Here is a 20,296-nt window from a genome sequence, read left to right as displayed (position 1 = left end):
CGATGGGGCAAAAGAACCACTGGTTCCCTGAACAGGCCACACATGGAATCGCTCCATCTGGTGCGACGGCGCGCGTGCCAGCCAGCTGCCAGAACCGCGCCAGGTTCCTGCTAGGTTCATGCCAGAACGGTGCCAGATACGCGCGCTATGCTCGGCTCCCGGCGACGCGAGGGAGGCAACCATGTTTGGCGCGAAACGCAACATGCATCGAACGACACGGCAACCATCACGAAACACCCAACGCGATACAGCTGCACACCAGCAGAAACGTTCGCGCAGGCGCGGCGCAGCCCGGCGACGCGCACGCAGGCACGCGGTGACCTCCCTCGCCCGTCGGATCCCTCCAGCGGCCTGGCTCCTGCTCCTGGCAGCCGCGCTCATTCCGTTCGGCCTGCTCGCGCCCACCGCAGCGTACACGGCGGAGCCGAATAAGATGACTATCACCTCGGTGGAGCCCATACCGGCCGACCTCGCGTTCGAGCACGGGAGCCGCATCGCGGTGAACACGGGCACCGGCAACATCGCGTATTGCGCCCAGGGCTACCTGCGCATATCCCAGGCGGGTTCCACCTTCACCCGCTATGGCTCGCTCGGCATCCCCGAGCTCGATTACGTCATGTACCACGGCTACGACGGCGAGGTGGTGACCTCGGTCTACGGCCTCGATGCGCTCAAGTCGCAGGTCGCGACCACTGCTGCCGTATGGCTCGCGATCGGTGAGCAGCGGTCGGACGTGCTGGGCATCACCACGAGCACCGGCACGTATTTCCATGGCAACCAGTACGCCGAAGGGCGCTACGAGCTCATCTACGACGCGGAGACGAAGGCGGCCGCGTGGCAGCTGTACCAGGATGCGCTTGCCTACAAGCAGGCGGGCGCGGGCGGCGTCGAGGCGGGTTGCGCGGTCTACTGGGCGCCGGACGAGCGGCTCGTGGACGGTGTCTTCCGCCAGGGGCTCGTCACGGCAAATAAAGCCATCGACGTCCAGTTCACCAAGACCTCGGCCGACGCATCCATGACCAGCGGCAATACCGAATACGCCTACTCCGGTGCAACATACGAGATCTACAGCGCGCAGACGGATGAGCGCGTGGCCACGATCACGACGGACGACGATGGCCACGCAACCTGCGCGCTCCCCTACGGAAGCTATTACGCGCGGGAAACGGCCGCCCCGAAGGGGTTCACGGTCAATCCGGAGCCGGTGGCCTTCACCGTCGAGCGCGGCACGGCAAGCGCGCAGGTCGACCTTCCGGATACTCCCGCCAGCGTGAACCTCACCGTGCAGAAGCAGGACTCCGCCACAGGTGGTCCGGCGCAGGCGGGCGCGACCCTGGCGGGCGCCGAATACAAGCTCACGGACGCAAACGGTAACGTTCACGTCGCGACCTCGGACGAGGACGGGCACATCTCCTTCACGGGCATCCCACTTGGCGATCTGGGCGTCGTCGAGACGGCAGCTCCAGACGGCTACGTGCTCGACACCACGGTGCACGAATACCATGCGAGCGCAGACGACCCGAATATCGACGGCGGCGTTATCACCCTCGAAGACACGTATCCCGAGGATGTCATCGCCTTCGATATAGAGGTCGCCAAGACGAAGGGCACCGATGACCCCTGGGACGAGACGGGCGGGCATGCCGAACCCGCCGTCGGCGTCCGCTTCGAGGTAGTGTCGAACACTACGGGCAAGATCGTGGGAACGCTCACGACCGACGCCGATGGCTTCGCGAGCACGCGCGATGATGCCACGCTTTGGTTCGGCGCGGGCACCCGGCCGGAAGGTGCGGGCGGGGCGATACCCTACGACGCAGCCGGCTACACGGTGCGCGAAGACCCCGATACCGTGCCGGAGGGCTTCGACGTGGTCGACCCATGGCAGATCACGCCCGAGCAGATGGCGGCAGGTGCACAGCTGCGCTACAGCATGACGGACGAGGGGCTCACCACGCGCTTGCAGATCGTCAAGCTCGACGCCGCAACCGGTCAACGCGTGCCGCTCGCTGGCTTCTCGTTCCAAATCCTCGATGATGCCGGGTCGCCCGTGACCATGACCACCTGGTATCCGAACGAGGAGACAATCGATACCTTCACCACGGGTGATGATGGAACCGTCACGCTCCCCGAGCGCCTCGCCCCTGGCACGTACGCGGTGCACGAGGTTGCCACCGTCGCACCCTACCTGCTCGCAGACGACGTGCCCTTCACGGTGTCCGCCGACCACCAAACGGCCACTCCCCAGGCGGTCATCGAGGTGGCGGACGCGCAAGCCATGGGCATCGCGCGCATCCAGAAAACCTGCCCCGGCGAAAGCGGCAACCATGATGGCGCCTGCTCGCTCGAAGGAGCCGAGTTCGACGTCGTCGCGGTCGGCGACATCGTGAGCCCCGATGGCACCGTCCATGCTGTGGACGGCGAGGTCGTCGCACATGTCGTGACGGATAAGGACGGCTGCGCCGAAACGCCGGAACTCTGGCTCGGTACCGGTTCGGCCACCTATGCGCTCGTCGAGACGGTGCCGCCCGCCGGGCATGTGCTCGATTCCGAACCGCTCGAGTTCACGCTCTCCTTCGAGGATTCCGAGACGGAGCTCGTGTACACGGATGTAGCCGTGGAGAACAAACCCACCGAGACGGTGCTCGACAAGCGCATCATGGGAACGGATGAGCCGCTCGCCGGTGCGACGTTCGAGCTCTGGAGCTCCGAGGACGAGCTGCGCATCGAGCCGGAGGATGGCCGCGCCGCCGTCGCCGTCCGCACGGACGCCGGGCGTGCCGTCACGCTCGCGCTCGAAACCGGGAGCGAGGGAGATGAGGCTGCCTCGGATACCGCAGAACCCGTTCCGCTCTCCTATGAGGAATCCATGCAAGCCTTCATCGCCCGCGACCTCGATGCGGGATACTATGCGCTCCTCATCGACGATGAGCGTGTGGGAACCGTGGCCACCGTGCCGGAATCCTGCACCTACGGCATCTTTGAACAGGGAGCGTTCTCTTCGGTAGACCACCTGCTCACTCCCGGCAGCGAACCCATCTCACTCGTCACTGATGCCGATGGGACGCTGCGCATCACGCACCTCACCGCGGGCTCGTACCGCATCGCCGAGACGGCGGCGCCAGACGGCTACCTCGTCGACCGAACAACCCGGTACTTCACCGTCGACGGAAACGGCATGACCGAGGGAATGCCGAGCTATTCGATCGCCGTCGAGGACGATTACACGAAGGTCGAGCTCTCGAAGCGCGACATCACCGATGAATCCGAGGTGCCAGGCGCCACGCTCACGCTGCTCGACAGCGAGGGAACCATCATCGACAGTTGGGTTTCCCGTGAAACGCCGCATCGCATCGACGCACTCGCTCCCGGCGACTATACGCTCGTCGAGGAGATGACCCCGCACGACTACGACCAAGCGACTGCCGTCGAGTTCACCGTCGCGGCGACCGGGGACGTCCAGACCGTGACCATGTACGATGAGCCCATCGAGGTCTCCGGTGAGGTGGACAAACGCCAAGAGATCGCCGACCCTGTGGTCGAGGGGGTCGAGCCCGATGGCGATGGGGCGAACCGCGCCGCCGTGAGCGTCTCCGACGACGGGTCATACCTGTATTCCATCGACGTCCGCTCGACATCCACGACATGGGTTGACGAATTCACCGTGACGGACGAGATCACCGCGGCCGCGGATGGACGCGCGAACCTCGTCGCAATCGTCACGCCGCAGGTGGTCGGCGACTTCGATGGCAAGCTCAATATCTGGTACCGCACGGTTGCGGGTGCCTCGGATGGCGCCACTGCCCAAGACGAAGCATCAGACACCGCCGCGGCTGCCAACGCGACGCTGTCGGACGGGCATGCGAACCCCTGGCTCGCACATGAAAGCACCGCTGAGGCGCTGGGCGACGATGGGCGCGCGGTCGACTATACGGGCTGGCGCCTCTGGGCGAGCGATGTGGATGCGACGGCGGCGACCGAACTCGCGGTCTCCGACCTCGATCTTGCCGACGGGGAGCGCATCGTCGGGGTGCGTCTTGAATATGGACGCGTCGAGGCGGACTTCACGAGCAGGCTCGACGATTGGAGCCGCGACGACCTGAAGGATGAGCATGACGATTGCGACGACATCCCCCTACTTCCCGCCTCGGATGTCGCCGAGGGCACCGACAGCTACTCCCCGCTCGTCCTCCACATGCAGGTGACGGATGAGTACGTGGAGGGTGCACCGCTCCATAACGGCGTGCGCCTCGACCTCTTCAGAAACGGTGGGAACACCGCGGAGACCACCGGTCTCGAAGATCATGATGAAGACGAGGTGGTGCAGGAAGCCCGATCACGCATCGAGCGCCTCGCGCAGACCGGTGCCGCCATCGCCACGCCGACGCTCACGACCGGCGCTTTCGCCCTCATGCTCTTCGCGGCCTGGCGCACCCTGCGGCGGCGGTGATGATGGGGCGGAACGGGGCGGGCGCGCGGGCGTCCGCCCTCGCCCGGGGCGGCGCACTGCTCGTCGGCCTCATCTGCCTGGGGACGACGGGTGCGCTCGAGGCGAGCCGCGCGTTGAGCGCGCATCGATACGACGGGCTCGCCGCCAAGCATGAGGAGGTATCTTCTGGTGCTTTGAATGATGAGCAGCCCACCGTGTCGTACGCCGCATGGCTCACCGTCGAGGGAACCCCGATCGACCTCCCCGTCGCCGTCGTCGCCGACGGCATGCCCGCCGACTTCTACCTCTCGCACGACCTCTGGGGCAATCGCAGCGCGCTCGGTTGCCCCTACCTCGATGAACGCTGCAGTGAGGACGGTATGCACATCCTCGTGTACGGGCATCGCATCGGTTGGACGGACGAGGTCTTCACGCCCCTCGCCGATTGCTATCACCAGCAGCGATTCGACGCGCTCGGTCAGGCGCGCTGGGAATCGTCCGATGGTGCAGCCACGGTATTCCACCCGCTCTGTGCCCTCCGCGTCTCCGCATCCTTTGCGGCCATCCAGCGCTTCAGTTTCGACGACCTCGATGACCTGCGCTCTTGGCTCAACGGTATCGCAGCGCAGGCGGATGCACGGGTCTCGGACTGGGAGGAGCGCATCGCGCGAACGGGGCGCGTGCTCACGCTCGTCACCTGCTCGGAGGCGAACGGCCACAGCGCCACGCGCACCCTGGTCATATTCGTTGCAAATACCCCGGCGAGCACACGGCAAGCAACGGCGCTGCCGCTTTGGGAAACCGGCCTAGAACACCCGGACTGCCGCTGAGGCGGCATCATCGGTCGTGCCGACGGAATACACGAAGTACGCTGCACCGAAACCTATGGTGAGCGCGATGATCGCACCCACGAGGTATGCCTTCCAATGCTGCTTCACGAACGAGATAAAGTCACCCACGAAACCCTCCGGTCACCCTTCGAGTCCAATCAAAAAGCCCCGCCCTCCCGTTCTGCCCGGGAAGGCGGGGTGAGGCGTTGCTACGACCGGCGAATCACCTCGGTCACCACATCGGCGACCATGTTCACATTCTTCGCGTTCACGCGGTACGGCAGGTCGTCCTCGGTGCGGGCGCATGCGAGGCGGCCGTCCTCGACGCCGGCGATCGTGAGGGAGCGCAGGCTCCGTTCCATGGCACGGTACGCGTCGGTGGCCATGTACCCCATCTCGACCTCGCCGAACTCCTCGTGGAACGCACCGGACACGCGGCGCACGAGGTTCATGATGCGCTTGTCGCCCTTGAGCACGCGGCGCTCGCCCTCGGTCGCGAGCATGCACGGCTCGCCCGCGCCGATGCTCTCGAGGTTGATGAGGAACACGCCGCGGAGCTTGTCGCGATGCGTGTCGAGGAACGCGTCGATGCCGGCGTTGTCGAACTCCGATGCGCCCGTCGCCACGAACCAGATGTCGTGCCCGAGCAGCTCGTCGTCGCCCAGCGAGGTCACGGCGTCGCGCATCTCGTCGACGGACACGCCGTCGGCACCCGTGGCGCCACCCTTCCAGTCGTCGCCCTCGAAGTTATCCCACGAGCCGATGTCGCGACCGGACCGCTTGGCATCGAAATCATCCTCGACGCCGAGCCAGTCGCTCATGCTCTCCTCCTGGCGCTTCTTGCGCCCGCCGAACAGCTTGCCGAGCCCCCGCTTGCGCGCAGGAGCCGCAGGCGCCGGGGTGATCGGCGCGTCGGCGCTGATGGTCTCGAAGACGCTCTCGGTCGGCGCAGGCGCATCATACGACACGGGTTCGACCGCATCGTCGGGGCCGATGACGCTGAAGCCACTCGCAGCGGCACGCGACGGCGCGGGCTCCATCGGCGTCGAGACTGACGCGTCCGCAGCCGGGTTCGGCGCGGCGGGGATGGAAGCGAAGGGATCGACCGGCTCCGAAGCGGGATCGGGGAGGTCGAACAGGGACGCGCGGCTCGATGCGTTCACCTGGCTGATCGAGGGGATGGCCGGGTCGGGAACCGAGGTGAAGGTGCGCTGCGGGGCGCGCGGGGGCGTCGCGGGACGCGGCGGGTTGATCTGCGCCATGAGCGAGTCGACCGTCTCTACCTGGTCGGCCGCGGCCTGCGGCTGCTGCACGGGGGGCTGGGCGACCGTGGCGCCAAGATCCACCACGGGCTCCTCCCGCACCGGGGCGCTCGCAGCCAGCTCGGATGCATCGAAGGCGCGCGTCGCGCCCGCAGCCGGCTCCTCAGCCGGAGCCGCATCCTGTGCGGCGGGGTCGGGTTCCGCGGCAGGCTCAGGCTCCGCCACGGGCTCGGCATCGTCGGAAGCCTCGGCCACCGTCTCGGTGACGACGTCGACTTCCTCGACATCGACAGGAGCCTCCGCCACCGCCTCGTCCTGCGGGGTCTCAACATCCTCCGCCGGCTCGACGGCATCGTCCGCATCCTCGGCCTTGGCGGCATCGTGGCTGCTGAGCGAATCGAGCATGTCCTTGCCGCGGCGCTTCATGTCGTTCAGCAGGCGCGCGGCACCCGAGCTCACCGCAGAGAGGGCGCTCGCGAAGCCCGCTTGGGCGGCGGAGTGATGCACGTCGAGGTCGCCCTCATACTCGAACCCCTCGTCGTCGTACTCGTACTCCTCGTCATCCGTCGGCGCGCCACCCAGATAGGAGGCGTCCTCCTCAACCTCGACATCGTCCGCTTCATCCTCGTATGCGGGCTCCGCCGCATCGCGGGAACCCGCGGGGACGGCCTCGTCAGCAACGACAGCCTCGGCCATAGCCTCCGCGTGCGGGGGCTCTTCGACCTCGTACTCGATGACACAGGAATCCGGCAGCATGCCGATGGCGCGGATGACGTCCGCACCGAACCGGTAGTTGCCGTAGGCGTTCACGAGCTGGGGCTCGTCCGCAACAGGCTCCTCGACGACGTCGACGACGGCCTCGTCCTCAGCGTCGGCCGCGCCATCCTCGGCGTCGTCCTCGACCTCTGCGGCCTCGACCTCGGCTTCGGAAGCCTCGTCATCGCGCGCCTTCGCGTCGCCGGTCTCCTCCTCGTCCACCGCATCCGCGATCGCCGAGGTGGCACCGATCACGGTCTCCATGTCCATAGCGGCCGTGGCGCCGAGGTCGACCGAAGCGTCCTCGTCGACGGCGGGCATCGTCGCAGTCCCGCCGAGCGCCTCGTCCTGGACATCCTCAGCGGCCGCCTCGTCTTCGGTAGCTGCCTCGGCATCCTCCGCGGCATCCTCGGCGAGCTCGCCCGAAGCGATCGCGGCGGCGAGCTCCTCTTCCTCGGCACGACGAACCTGCTCGGAGAAATACTCATCGAAGGGAACGTCCCGCGGGAACTCGTTCTCACCCGCATACGGGGCGACCGCGTCCATGACGCCGAGCATCGCGGCGACGGACGACTTGTTGCACACGGAACCCGAGGTGTACGGGAGCACGAAGCGGTTCGCGATCACGCCCACCGCGTGCGCGAGCGGCACGAGGGCGGCGACGATCGCGAGAATCCACAGCACCGCCTTCGCGGCGGGCGGGAACGGGAAGAGCCGGAGCACCGCGAGAATCGCCGGAACGACCATCGCGTACGGCAGGAGCTTCGTGATGATGGGGCGGTACGTCGCGTACGGCAGGTTGGCGAAGAGGTCAGCGCGCGGCGAATCGTAATGCGCCACCACGACCACCGGGCGGTTGCGCGGGGACGCGAGGGGGCCTTCCGCCTTGTGATAGGCGATGACGTTCTGCGACACGCCCGCCCCACCGAAACCGGGCAGCGTGATCTTCCCCATGCGCTCGAGCACGTAGAGCACGGTCATCGCGACGGCGATGAGGGTGCCGATGATGCCCACCGCGCCGCCGATACCCATGAGCACCGCGCCCAGGAACAGGCCGATGCCCAGGACGGCGCGCACGACGCGCGGCATGGGCGAGGCGTTGAACTCCTGCACCTCGGGGTTGAACCCGTGTGCGGTGAAGATCGCCGCGAGATCCTCGGCGGCGGCGCGCTCTTCCTCGCTGCATGCAGGCGTGATGCCTGTGTTCTGCAGCAGGTGGCCAAGGTATTTCCGGGTAGTAGCCATCGGGTATCCTATCCCTGTTCGTATCGAGCATTCGCCCGCGTATGCGTAACGTGCGGTTTCTATTCAGGAAAGTATACCGCTCCTTGGCACATTCTGTCGTGTTGCCGCAGGTTATCTGCATGTCGCATACGAATTGCACCTTTCCGTCCCCGCGCGGACGAAACCGCGCGCTCGGGTAGAATGGGTGCACGGAGGGGGTGAGAGGGATGCCGACGAAACGCGACCGCATCGCGGAGGACGCCACCGCGCAGCGGCTCCTCAACCTCGCCTTCATCTTCAACACCACCACGCGCCCGCTCACCACGGACGAGATCATCTCGGATACCGACCTGGGCTATGGCTCCGGGAACCGGGAATCCGACGTGCGGAAGTTCCGGCGCGACCGTCAGAAGCTCGCGGAACAGTGCTTCGAGATCGTTTGCGCGGATGGCGACGGCACGGCGGAGAACGAGGCGTCCTCGTGGGTGCTCGACCGCGCGCGCACGTTCGCCACGGCCGGCATCATCACCAACGACGACGCATCCATCCTGGCAGACGCCATCGACGAATACCTCTCCGCATCCCTGACGCCGCTGCGCGCGCCGCTCATGCGCGCCCGCGCGAAGATCCTCGAGCTCGTGCGCGCAGGCGACGCTCCGCAGCAGCAGGCCGCCGGCGGCCCCGCGGCGCAGGACGGCGCCGAGCAGACCATGCTCGACATCGTCTGGCTCGCCTTCTCCCTGCGGCGCGCGCTTACGTTCTCGTATACGAACGGGCACGGCGGGCACTCGCGGCGCAGCGTCGCCATCTACGGGATCTTCTCGCATGAGGGCGCGACCTACATCGTCGGCTTCGACGATGCCGCGCAGGCGGTTCGCACGTTCCGCGTCGACCGCATGGAGCGCGCCCTGCGCCCCGGCAAGCGCTACGAGATCCCCGCGTCCTTCGACATCCACACCTACCTCTTCCTCCCCTTCGACTTCGGCGACGGTGAGGCCGTCGAGGCATCGTTCAGCTTGCCCGGCGCGTACCTGCCGGAAAACCTCATGCCCATCACCCATGGACGGGGCGCGCTCACGCGCGCGGAGGACGGCTCGCTCGTGTGGACGGTCTCCGTCCGCGACCTCGATGCCGCCGCGGCGCTCGCGTTCGGCCATGCGCGCGACGGCATGCGGCCGGTGGCGCCCGTGGAGCTCATCGCGCGGTGGAACGCCCTGATCGAGAAGGCGGTGGCGAACCATGTCGCACGATGACCGCGTCGCAAACGGCCTCCTGCTCCTTGAGGCCCTCGCTGCCGCGCCCGGCATGCGCGTGCCGCGGGATCGCGCCCAAGCGCTCCTCGGATGCAGTGATGCCGAGCTCGAGAGCTATGCCGCCCTCCTCTCGACCCTTGCCGACCGCGAGGGCGGTGGCCGCGCGATCGTGACGGTGGACGACCGCGAGGTCGCCCTCCAGGGGGATGCGGCGGCGCTTCGCCCGGTACGGCTCGACCTGGGCGAGAGCCTCGCGCTCGCGCATGTTTTGGGCGCGTTGAGCATCGATCCCGCCGTCGCCGCGCGCGTCGCAGAGGCGCTCCTGCACCGCGACCGCACCGGTGACGACGCCGCCTTTGAGCCCCTCATCGCCACCACGACATCCTACGGTGCCTGCTACCAGGTGCTTTCCGAGGCCATCGAGGACGGTGCTCGTTGTCGCATCACATACCGCGCGCATGACGAAGCCGCGCCCGCACCGCGCCTCGTCGACCCGTACCGCATCGCCGCGACGCCCGAAGCCGCCTACCTCATCGCATGGAACGTGGAGAAGGATGCGGAGCGTCGCTACCGCCTCGACCGCATCGAACGCGTCGAGCTCACCGACGATTCGGTCGTACCCCATGCATGGCGCGCGGCCTCCCCCGCCACGAGCCTCGGCGCCCAGGGCACGCTTGCGACCGTCGCATACACCGCCGATTGCGCGGCGCAGCTCACCTGGGCGGGCATCGCGGGCGCACGCCCCGCTCCCGATGACCCTGAAACGACGCTCGTGGATGTCTACGTGGGGTCTGAGCGCTGGCTCTTCGACGAGGTTCTCGCATCGGCGGGCGCCATGCGCATCACCGCGCCGGACGACATGGTCCGCCGGTTCGTCTCCTATGCGAAGGGGCTCCGCGCCTAGCCCGCGCATCGAGCATCCGCACGGCGCCCCCCATCTCGTCACTCGTGCGAGGCGCGCCAGAGCTCGAGGTAGCGCCCCACCTGCCGCGCGTCCATGCGCTGGTAGGCCTGCGTGGGCAGCGACGACAGAAACTTCTTGCCGTACCCCTTGCTCACGAGGCGGGAATCGGCGAGGACGAGCACGCCGGTGTCGCTCGACGAGCGGATGAGGCGGCCGGCGGCCTGCTTCACCTCGAGCACGGCGTCCGGCAGCGAGTAGCGCGCCCAAGCGCGGTCCTCACGCTGGGAGCGCTCGCAGGAGAGCGGGTCGGTGGGGCTCGCGAAGGGCAGCTTGGGGATGATCACGCAGCGGAGCGTCTCGCCCGAGGCGTCGAACCCCTCCCAAAACGCCTTGAGGGCGAAGAGCGACGAGGTGCGCTCCTGGATGAAGTGGTCGCGCAGGCGGCGCGCGGAACTCATCCTGAGCTGGCAGGCGAGCTCGAGGCCGCGCGCAGCAAGCCGGGGCTGCAGGCGCTCATAGAGCTCCTCCATGTCGCGCCGGTTCGTGAAGAGCGTGAGCACCGAGCCCCCCATCGCCACGTGCACGTCGAAGATGAGCCCCTCGAGCGCGTCGATGTACGCGTCCCGGTTGCGCGGGTCGGGCAGGTCGGAGGCGACCACGACCGACATGTGCGCGTCGAAGTCGTAGCTCGAATCCAGGTGCAGCGCCTGCGACGAGCGCGCGGGCAACCGGTCGAGGCCCACCGCATGCTCGAAGTGCTTGAAATCCCCCGAAACGGAGAGCGTCGCCGAGGTGAAGATCGCCGTGTGCAGCTCCGGAAGCCATTGCTCGGCAAGCGCTGCGCCGATGTCGAGCCGCTCGGCCGTGAGCACCTCGCCGCCGGCGCGCATGCGGCGGTTGACCTGCAGGGAGTACACGTAGCGGTCGTCCTCGCCACGCGCGATGAGCGCGAGGCCGTCCTTGAGCTCGCGCAGCTGGCGCGCAGGGTCGGCGATGTCGGCGGCGCGCTCCGGCGCATCCTGGCTCACGGTCTCCGCGAGCGCCTGGAGCGCCTTGCCCGCCTCCTCGAGGGCATCCACCGCGCCGAGGGCGACCGGCAGGAAGACCGACCACCCATCGCTCGCGCGCAGCTCCTCCCCGATCCAGATGTTCAGCTGGTCGTACCCGCCCGTGCGCACGGTGCGCGAGAGGTCGCGCGCGGCGTCGAACATGTCCGCCATGGCGCGCGCCGCACGGTTCGCGCAGGCAGATGCCCGCGCGCAAAGCCCCAAGTAGAGCGTTCCCGCCTCATGGTGCGAGAACTCGCGGCGCACGGAGCCCAAGACGCCCGCATCGTCTCCGCCCAAGCGCTCGAACACCGTCCGCACGTCATCAGCCGCGACGGTGATCGCCCATTGCTTGCGCGCCTCCCGCTCCACGGAATGCGCCTCGTCGACCACCCAGTGGCGGATCGGCGGCAGGATCTTCCCCTCGGCGGCGACATTGCGGAACAGCAGCGAGTGGTTCGTCACCACCACGTCCGAGCGTGCCGCTCGCCGGCGGGCACCATGCACCAGGCAGGCGTCGGGGAAGAACGGGCAGAGCCGGCGGGCGCACTCGCGCGAGCCCGTGGTCAGGTCCGCGCGGTTCACGCTCTTCCAGCGAATCCCCAGCGCATCGAGGTCGCCGCTCGGGCTCTGGCAGGCGAACGCGTAGATCACCGCGATCGCCGTGAGGGTGTCCGCGGGGTCGCGATCGGTCTTGATCTCCGACGTGCTGCGCGCAAGGCGCTCGAGCTTCCGCAGGCACGGGTAGTGGTCGAAGCCCTTGAGCGCGCAGAACGACACGCCGCCGTCCATGACCCCGGCGAGCCTGGGCAGCTCGTGGTACATGAGCTGGTCGGCGAGGTTATTCGATTTCGTGGCGACGCCCACGGTGATGTGGTTGCGCTTCGCCGCCTCGATGAGCGGCACGAGGTACGCCACGGACTTGCCCACACCCGTGCCCGCCTCGATGGCGCGGTGCGTCCCCGTGGCCAGGGCATCGCGCACCTCGCAGGCCATCTCGACCTGCTCTGCACGCGGTTCGTAGGCGTCGTACATGGTGTCGACGAGGCCGCCGGGCGCGAAGTCGCGCTCGATGTCCTCGCGGCTCGGCATCGAGAGCCCCACGAGCTCGTCCGCATCGAAGCGCTCCTCGCCGGGTTCGCCGTCGAGCACACGGACACGTGCCGTGCGCAGCGAGAACGGCTCGTCGGGGAGGTTCTGGGCGAGGGCGGAGAAGATGGGACGGTATGCCCAGGGCACATCGGGGTGGGAGTCCGCGAGCAGGCGCAAGAGCCCCGCCGGCAGGTCGCAGAGGGCGCCGAGCAGGATGTGCCACACGCCGGCCAGGGCGTCGACGTCGTCCGTCGCGCGATGCGAGACCGACGCGCAGCCGAAGAGCTCCGCCATAGATGAAAGCTTGTGGGAGATGAGGCGCGGCAGCGCGATGCGCGAGAGGGCAAGTGAGTCGATCCACAGGTCGCTCACGGCCACGCCGCCCTTCACCGCCTCGATGAACGAGCGGTCGAACGTCGCGTTGTGCGCCACCACAGGACGGCCGCCCACGAAATCGGCAAGCTGCGCGACAGCGTCGCGTGCGCTGGGCGCATGGGCCACGTCGGCGTTCGTGATCCCCGTGAGCGCGACGATCTCCTCGGGGATGGGGCCGGTGGGGTGCACGAACGTATCGAAGCGCTCGGTGATCCCCTGGCGCGAGAGCACAGCGGCCGAGATCTCGATGAGCTCGTTGTCGCGAACGGAAAGGCCCGTGGTCTCGGTGTCGAGGATGATCACGTCCTCCTCGAGCAGGCCGAAATCCATCTCGCGGGCGCGCTCGGCGAGCGTGCGGTACGCCTCGATCACGAAGTCGGGCGTACCGGGCAGCACCGCCTCGTCCATCGCCGCCCGCGGCGTCTGGTCGGCCACCTACTCCTCCACCTCGGTTAGGGCGATGTGGATGAGCTCGTCGCACACCTCGGGGAAGGAGATGCCCGCATGGCGCGCCTCGTCGGGGAAGAGCGAGGTCTCGGTCATGCCGGGGATGGTGTTCGTCTCCAGGATCACCGGGCCGTGCTTCGTCACGATGAAGTCGCTCCGCGAGAAGCCGATGCAGCCGAGCGCCTCATGCGCCCGCACCGCGAGCTCCTGGGCACGCTCGTAGTCTTCCTTCGAGATCTGCGCAGGGATGCGGTGCACGAGCGAGGGGTCGATGTACTTCACGTCGAGGCCGTAGAACTCGGAGTTCTTCTGGGGCAGGATCTCGACGATGGGCAGCGCCTGGGGCGGGAAGCCGAACACGCCGACGGTGATCTCGGTGCCCACGAGACGCTCCTCGATGAGCGCCTTCGTATCGTGCTCGAACACGAGCTCGAGGGCATCGGGCAGCTCGGACTCGTCGTGCACGAGCGTCACGCCGAAGCTCGAGCCGTTCACCGCGGGCTTCACGAAGCACTCCGAGCCCACCGCGTCCACGATGTCGGCGATGCACACGTCATCGTCGTCGCGCAGGACCACGTCGCGCGCGATGGGGATGCCCGCGCGGGCGTAGAGCGCCTTCGAGACCGTCTTGTCCGCAGCGGACGCGCTCGCGATGACGCCAGATCCCGTGTAGGGAATGCCCAGGTACTCGAGGATGCTCTGAATCATGCCGTCCTCGCCGCCGCGACCATGGAGGGCGATGAAGGCGACATCGTACGCACCGCCCGCAAGGCGCTCGAGGAAATCATCTTCGTTGGGGTCGAGCTCGTCGATCACGCCGTAACCGGCATCTCCCAGCGCCCGAGCGACCGCGTGACCGGAATTGAACGAGATGTCCCGCTCGTCGGAAATGCCTCCCTCGAGCACTGCCACGCGCATTGCGGCACGGTCGATAGTAGCCATGGTCTGCTCCTTTATTGTTTGCCACCAAACCTAGCGGATTCGCGATTCCCTTATTGTATATATGAATGATGCACCCGCATCAGGACAGATCCAAAACCCTAGGGTCTTTTACACGGCAGGAAAGGTCAACATGGAACAGGCGAAGCATCCCATCGATATCCGTTCGCTCTCGCTCGCCGAGTTGCAGGAAGCCTTCAGCGAGCTCGGGCAGCCGGCGTTTCGCGCCAAGCAAGTCCACGAATGGCTCGTGCAGAAGAACGCGCGCTCCTTCGAGGAGATGACGAACCTTCCCAAGGCCTTGCGCGCCGAGCTTGCCGAGCGCTATAGCATCGCGGCGCCCGTCGAAGTCATGAAGCAGGTTTCCCGCGACGGGTCGCGCAAGTACCTCCTGCAGTTCGCCGATGGCGTCGCGGTCGAGACCGTGGGCATGCCGTCGCGCAACCGCCTTGCCGTGTGCATCTCCACCCAGGCGGGCTGCGCCATGGGCTGCGCCTTCTGCGCGACCGGGCTCGCGGGACTCACGCGCTCGCTCACCGCGCAGGAGATGGTCGACCAGGTGACGCATGTCGCCCAGGATTTCGGCGAGCGCGTGACGAGCGTCGTCCTCATGGGGCAGGGCGAGCCGTTCGCGAACTACGACGCGTCCATCCGCGCGCTCCGCATGCTCAACGATCCCGAGGGGCTCAATATCGGCGCACGCCATCTTACGGTCTCTACCAGCGGAATCATTCCGCGCATCCGCGACTTCGCGCGCATACCCGAGCAGTTCACGCTCGCCGTGTCGCTCCACTCCGCGGTGCAGTCCACGCGCAACCAGCTCATGCCCGGCGTAAAGAAATACACGCTTCTTCGCCTACATGAAGCGCTTCAATTCTATACGGAGACCACCGGTCGCCGCCCCACGTACGAGTACGCGATGATCGAGGGCGTGAACGACACGAACCCTGAGATGCAGGCGCTCTGCGATTTCTGCGAGGGAACGCTCTGCCATGTGAACCTCATCCAGCTGAACGACATCCCGGACAGCCCCTTCCGTCCATCGCCGCTCAAGAAGGTCGAGGATCTGCAGCGCCGACTCGCATCGCGCGGCGTGGAGACGACGATCCGAAACTCTCGCGGCGCGGACATCGATGCCGCCTGCGGCCAGCTCAAACAGCGTCAAATCCGTCTGCGCAAAGCGTAGGGTAATTGGGTTTTTACAACCGCCACTACTTGCATCAACTCAGTACGCACATGAAGAGCCTCTCCGCAAAACCGCGCGGAGAGGCTCTTTTGGTACTTGTAGGCAGGGAAGCCCTTTTCAGATAAGAAGCTTCTCAAAAGATTTACTAAGGTACCTAAGTAGTTAATACCCGATGCTTTCCCACTGATGCTCGACCCAATCCTGGTTGACCTTCGGGTTCTTCGTAAGCTGCGCGGTGCGGAGCGCGACATCTTCGCTCATGTCCGCAGCATTCTTATAGACGGCACCAACTGCTTCACGCACACTCTGCACGATAGTGTTTCGCAGATCATCATCTGTCGCAAGCTTATATCCGATAGCTGCGCCTAAGGCGATCGCAGCCCCTCCGATGATGCCGCGCGCGACCGCAGACACATTGAGCTTCATTCCTGATCACCCACCATACGCTCAAGGATGCTCGCAAGCTCTTCCTCATCCTTGAACTCGATCTCAATCTTATTCTTGCCGCGCGTGTTCTTCACGCGAACGTTCGTGTTGAGCGCCTGACGCAGGATGCGCGCCGCCCGCTTATAGGATTGCGGGGTGATGACTTTCGTCCGCTTAGGCTCCTCTGTGACAGAAAACAATGGAGCAAGATGTTCTGTCGCACGAACCGACAATCCATCCTTGACAACCTTCTCGGCGAGCTTAATGCGGGCGTCCTCATAGGGCACCGCAAGGATAGCGCGCGCATGGCCCGCAGTGAGCTTCCCCTCGAAAAGCATGGTCTGAACCGACTCCGGAAGATCAAGCAGGCGAAGCGCATTGGTAATCGCCGAACGAGATTTCGACACCGCCTTGGAAAGCGCTTCCTGGGTCATGCCGCTTGCATCGATGAGCTGGCGGTACCCGCGCGCCTCTTCGATGGGATTCAGGTCGGAACGCTGGAGGTTCTCGATAAGGGCGAGCGCGAGCACCTCAGTCTCATCCACGTCCTTGACGATAACGGGGACCTCTTTAATCTCAGCGATCTTCGAAGCCTGATAGCGGCGTTCGCCCGCAATGATCTGATATCCGTCTCCATCCTTGCGCACGAGGAGCGGCTGCAGCACACCGTGCTCGCGAATGGAGTCCGCCAGCTCCTGAAGCTCCTTCTCATCGAAATGAACACGCGGTTGGTTGGGATTCGGATGAATCTTCTCCAGTGAGACGTTGGTTTCGCTTGAAGAATGTCCTGTCTCGTATTGAGCTTCACTCACGAGTGCGGACAGACCTTTTCCTAATCCGGATTTTCTTTTAGCGGCTGGCACGATCAATCACCTCATCCGCAAGGCTGAAATACGCTTCTGCACCCTTATTTTGCGGTGCATATGTTGTAACCGGCATTCCAAAGGAGGGAGACTCCGAAATCTTGACAGTTCGGGGAATGAGCGTATCGAATACGACATCCCCAAAGTAGTTTCGAACCTCTTCCACAACTTGATTCGCAAGCGATGTACGCGAATCGTACATTGTCATGAGCACACCGTATACATCAAGATCTCGGTTGATGCGCTCTTTCACCATCTTCATCGATTCAAGAAGCTTTGTAACGCCCTCGAGCGCGTAGTACTCGCATTGAATGGGGATGAGCACACTATCAGCTGCTGCGAGCGCATTGATCGTAAGCAATCCCAACGAAGGCGGACAATCGATGAAGATGAAATCGAACTCATCCTTCACGGGCGCGATAAGTTCTTTAAGACGCGTCTCACGTGCCATAGCGGAAACAAGCTCGATTTCAGCTCCTGCAAGCTGAATCGTCGCGGGAATCACATACACGCCCGGGGTTTCCGTCTCATGGATGATCTCTGAAGCCTTCACATCGCGAATCAGCGCATCATAGATGCATTGTTCGAGCTCTTCCTTCTCGATTCCAAGACCACTCGTGCTGTTACCCTGCGGGTCGAAATCGATAAGCAACACCTTCATACCACGCTCACTGAGTGCAGCAGATAGGTTAACCGCCGTAGTGCTTTTTCCAACACCGCCTTTTTGATTGATTATCGCGATAACACGCGGTGTTCCGTCCGTTTTCCGCTGATACTCGGTATAACCCATCTGACCCCCTTCGTTCGTTTCAGCTTCATTGGTGCAAAAGGTCAAAGAGTGTATAACTATGGTTCTTGAGCACCTGGCTCTATTATGTTTCACGTGAAACACTCTGACAAGATGTAAACAAGAAGAGTCCCATGTTTCACGTGAAACATGGGACTCAACATAAGCTTACAAATATATAAGTACAAGCCGAATTACGCGCCCAACGGATGTTTCTTGGCAACACCCACCTTACGAGGCAAACCGAGCTTAGCCTCATGTAGCTTATCGAAGCGCAGAATCGTCCGCTCACCCAAATCATCAGGCAGCGTAAGGTGGCGAACAGTTCCAAATTCAAAACCACAAAGTGAAGCAGCGTGCAACCCGGCGGATATTTCCTCGTCAGAGGGAACACCCTTCGTCACCACAAGCGAGCCGCCCTGGGCGAGCAACGGGGACGCATACTCGATGAGCACAGGAAGCCCTGCAACGGCACGGGCAACAACACAAGTGCAGGATGCACGATGCTCACGAGCATACGTCTCGACACGCTCGGAAGAAACCTGAGCATCCGCGATCTGAAGCTCATCGATGAACCCTGCCACAGCCTTGACCTTCTTAGCAACCGAATCAATCAGCACGCTGGGGCGACCGGTCGCAAGCGAGAGCGGAATCCCCGGATACCCCGCGCCGGTACCGATATCGAGGAGCGTTCCATACGGCGTAGAGCGAACCTCGGGAAGCAGGAGCAAGGAATCAAGGATGTGCAGAATCAACCCATCGTGCTCATTCGTGATCCGCGTGAGGTTCATAGTCTTATTCGTCTCAACCACAAGCAGGAAGTGCTCGACGCATCGGCGCGCAAGCTCCCTATCAACATCAAGTTCGTACGCATCGCAGTATGAGCGGAGCTCGGCAACGAGCTCATCGACATGCACCATCTCATCCATGGCAAACCTCCTGTTCTGACAAGAATGGGTTATGCAAGGACTCTTGTCAAAAAGAAGGGCGCAGCAAAGCCGCGCCCCAAACCAATCTATACAAAGCAACCACTACGAGACAAGCGTGATCACAACACGACGCTCAGGATCGACGCCCTCAGAGTGCGTATCGACCGCATCATTATCACGCAGGGCAATGTGCACGAGGCGGCGCTCGTACGCGCTCATAGGAGGCAGCTTGACCGAGGTGTGCTGGCGGATAGCACGGGCAGCGGCGGAGCGCGCCATCGTGGCGACCTTCTCGTTGCGACGGCTCTTGTAGCCCTCAATGTCAACCACGACAGGATAGCGGAAGCCGAGCTGGCGGCTCACGATGAGCGAGACCATCGTCTGCAGCGACTCGAGCGTGCGGCCATGGCGGCCGATGAGCACAGCAAGGTCGGGAGCCGTCACATCAAGGATAAGCTCACCCTCGTCACCCTCATACTCATCGATGGGGGCGTTCTCGGCATCGAACTGGGCGAGAATGTTGCGCACCACGGTGAGCGCGACGTCCGCGATCTGGTCGAGCTCATCATCCGAGAGCTCCTCGCCAGCCTTGTATTTCGCGGCGAGCTCAGGGAACGCGCCCGCATACTCCTCGTTCTCGGTCTCCACGACAGCTACCGTATCCTGGGATTCCATATCGATCTGGGACTCTTCGCTCATACCAGGCTCCTCACAAATAATAAGGTACCTAATTAAATATCAGACGCGAACAGGATTGCTCGGACGCTAGTTCTTCTTGTGCGGACGAGCCTTGCGCTCGCGACGCACGACGTCGACCTCGATGGGCGCGTTCGCCAGACGGGCCTCTTCCTCGGCCTTCGCCTTCTCCATCACGTGACGGGTCACGAACACCTGCTGGACGACCTGCCACAGCGTGGAGACATCGTAGTAGAGCAGCACGCCGGCGGGAAGGTTCCAGCCCATCCAGAGCATCATGGGCGACATCACGATGGACATGGTGCGCATGCTCGACGCCTGCGCGCCGGTCTGGTTGCGCGACTGGTAGAGCGTCGGGATGATCGTGAGCAGGGCGAACAGCACGAGCGAGATGAGGTACGGCAGGGCGGCCATGAAGCCCTGCGACCACATCGCGCCCGGGGTGGTCGTGAGGTTGGGCAGGATGTTGTAGAACGAGAACGTCTGACCCTCGAAATACGTGTCAAGACCGCGCAGAAGCGTGAAGAGCGCGATGAGGATGGGCATCTGGATGAGCAGGGGCAGGCAGCCGCCGAGCGGGTTGAACTTGTTCTCGGCGTAGAACTTCTGCATCTCCTCGGCCTGGCGCTGGGGATCGTCGGCGTAGCGCTCCTGGATCTCCATGAGCTTGGGCTGGAGCACCTGCATGCGCGCGGTCGACTTCGTCGACTTCAAGACGAGCGGCGTCAGGATGAGGCGCACGATGATCGTCAAGATGATGATCGAGAGACCCCAGTCCGTGGCGAAGCTCTGAATGAACTTCAGGATCTGGAAGAGAATGTTAACGATTGCATCCCACATGTAAGGTTTCCTCCG

The 20,296-nt window shown here is 64.6% G+C and carries 15 protein-coding genes; 5 read left to right on the top strand and 10 right to left on the bottom strand.

What is annotated here, in order from left to right:
• Positions 1 to 433 precede the first annotated feature (433 nt).
• Positions 434 to 4,447: a SpaA isopeptide-forming pilin-related protein gene (locus B5G02_RS01155; protein ID WP_094334850.1), complete on the top strand. Its 4,014-nt coding sequence runs from the start codon at positions 434 to 436 to the stop codon at positions 4,445 to 4,447.
• Entirely contained in the window at positions 4,447 to 5,256 is an 810-nt protein-coding gene (locus B5G02_RS01150; RefSeq protein WP_094334849.1) for a class B sortase, read from the top strand. The genes B5G02_RS01155 and B5G02_RS01150 overlap by 1 nt, the downstream gene beginning before the upstream one ends.
• Here the strand turns inward: B5G02_RS01150 and B5G02_RS10110 are convergent.
• Together B5G02_RS10110 and B5G02_RS01145 are read right to left on the bottom strand one after the other, a co-directional pair.
• Positions 5,233 to 5,385, bottom strand: a complete 153-nt coding sequence (locus B5G02_RS10110; protein WP_164476328.1) for a hypothetical protein — start codon at positions 5,383 to 5,385, stop codon at positions 5,233 to 5,235. The genes B5G02_RS01150 and B5G02_RS10110 overlap by 24 nt on opposite strands.
• An 80-nt stretch (positions 5,386 to 5,465) precedes the next feature.
• Positions 5,466 to 8,519 carry a hypothetical protein gene (locus B5G02_RS01145; RefSeq protein WP_094334848.1) on the bottom strand — a complete coding sequence of 1,018 codons (3,054 nt, stop codon included), beginning with the start codon at positions 8,517 to 8,519 and terminating at the stop codon, positions 5,466 to 5,468.
• A gap of 206 nt (positions 8,520 to 8,725) precedes the next feature.
• Between B5G02_RS01145 and B5G02_RS01140 the strand changes: the two genes are divergently transcribed.
• Together B5G02_RS01140 and B5G02_RS01135 are read left to right on the top strand one after the other, a co-directional pair.
• Entirely contained in the window at positions 8,726 to 9,751 is a 1,026-nt protein-coding gene (locus tag B5G02_RS01140) for a helix-turn-helix transcriptional regulator (protein ID WP_094334847.1), read from the top strand.
• Entirely contained in the window at positions 9,738 to 10,655 is a 918-nt protein-coding gene (locus B5G02_RS01135; RefSeq protein ID WP_094334846.1) for a helix-turn-helix transcriptional regulator, read from the top strand. The genes B5G02_RS01140 and B5G02_RS01135 overlap by 14 nt, the downstream gene beginning before the upstream one ends.
• 38 nt (positions 10,656 to 10,693) lie before the next feature.
• On the opposite strand, the gene B5G02_RS01130 is transcribed toward B5G02_RS01135, so the two are convergent.
• Both B5G02_RS01130 and B5G02_RS01125 read right to left on the bottom strand, forming a co-directional pair.
• Complete coding sequence (locus B5G02_RS01130; protein ID WP_094334845.1) at positions 10,694 to 13,603, bottom strand: helicase C-terminal domain-containing protein; 2,910 nt, start codon at positions 13,601 to 13,603, stop codon at positions 10,694 to 10,696.
• Positions 13,604 to 14,557, bottom strand: coding sequence for a D-alanine--D-alanine ligase family protein (locus B5G02_RS01125; protein ID WP_241146111.1), 954 nt, complete (start codon positions 14,555 to 14,557; stop codon positions 13,604 to 13,606).
• A gap of 130 nt (positions 14,558 to 14,687) precedes the next feature.
• On the opposite strand from B5G02_RS01125, the gene rlmN reads away from it, so the two are divergent.
• Positions 14,688 to 15,740, top strand: coding sequence for a 23S rRNA (adenine(2503)-C(2))-methyltransferase RlmN (gene rlmN / locus B5G02_RS01120; protein WP_019240123.1), 1,053 nt, complete (start codon positions 14,688 to 14,690; stop codon positions 15,738 to 15,740).
• Positions 15,741 to 15,902: 162 nt separating this feature from the next.
• Here rlmN and B5G02_RS01115 read toward each other — a convergent pair whose 3' ends face one another.
• From B5G02_RS01115 to B5G02_RS01090, 6 genes are all read right to left on the bottom strand, one after another.
• Positions 15,903 to 16,166, bottom strand: coding sequence for a hypothetical protein (locus B5G02_RS01115; protein WP_094334843.1), 264 nt, complete (start codon positions 16,164 to 16,166; stop codon positions 15,903 to 15,905).
• Positions 16,163 to 16,978: a ParB/RepB/Spo0J family partition protein gene (locus tag B5G02_RS01110; RefSeq protein ID WP_019240121.1), complete on the bottom strand. Its 816-nt coding sequence runs from the start codon at positions 16,976 to 16,978 to the stop codon at positions 16,163 to 16,165. Before B5G02_RS01110 ends, B5G02_RS01115 begins: the two co-directional genes overlap by 4 nt.
• A gap of 37 nt (positions 16,979 to 17,015) precedes the next feature.
• Positions 17,016 to 17,819: a ParA family protein gene (locus B5G02_RS01105; RefSeq protein WP_019240120.1), complete on the bottom strand. Its 804-nt coding sequence runs from the start codon at positions 17,817 to 17,819 to the stop codon at positions 17,016 to 17,018.
• Between the two features lie 191 nt (positions 17,820 to 18,010).
• Complete coding sequence (gene rsmG, locus B5G02_RS01100; protein WP_019240119.1) at positions 18,011 to 18,745, bottom strand: 16S rRNA (guanine(527)-N(7))-methyltransferase RsmG; 735 nt, start codon at positions 18,743 to 18,745, stop codon at positions 18,011 to 18,013.
• Positions 18,746 to 18,847: 102 nt separating this feature from the next.
• On the bottom strand, positions 18,848 to 19,444 hold the full coding sequence (locus B5G02_RS01095) for a protein jag (protein ID WP_019240118.1): 597 nt from the start codon (positions 19,442 to 19,444) through the stop codon (positions 18,848 to 18,850).
• 66 nt (positions 19,445 to 19,510) lie between these two features.
• Positions 19,511 to 20,281: a YidC/Oxa1 family membrane protein insertase gene (locus B5G02_RS01090; RefSeq protein ID WP_094334842.1), complete on the bottom strand. Its 771-nt coding sequence runs from the start codon at positions 20,279 to 20,281 to the stop codon at positions 19,511 to 19,513.
• Between the last annotated feature and the right edge of the window lie 15 nt (positions 20,282 to 20,296).

It is taken from the genome of [Collinsella] massiliensis (genome assembly GCF_002161605.1).
GTDB lineage: Bacteria > Actinomycetota > Coriobacteriia > Coriobacteriales > Coriobacteriaceae > Enorma.
The sequence above is the reverse complement of the archived record's forward strand: the minus strand, read 5'-3'. Positions and strand labels throughout refer to the sequence as shown.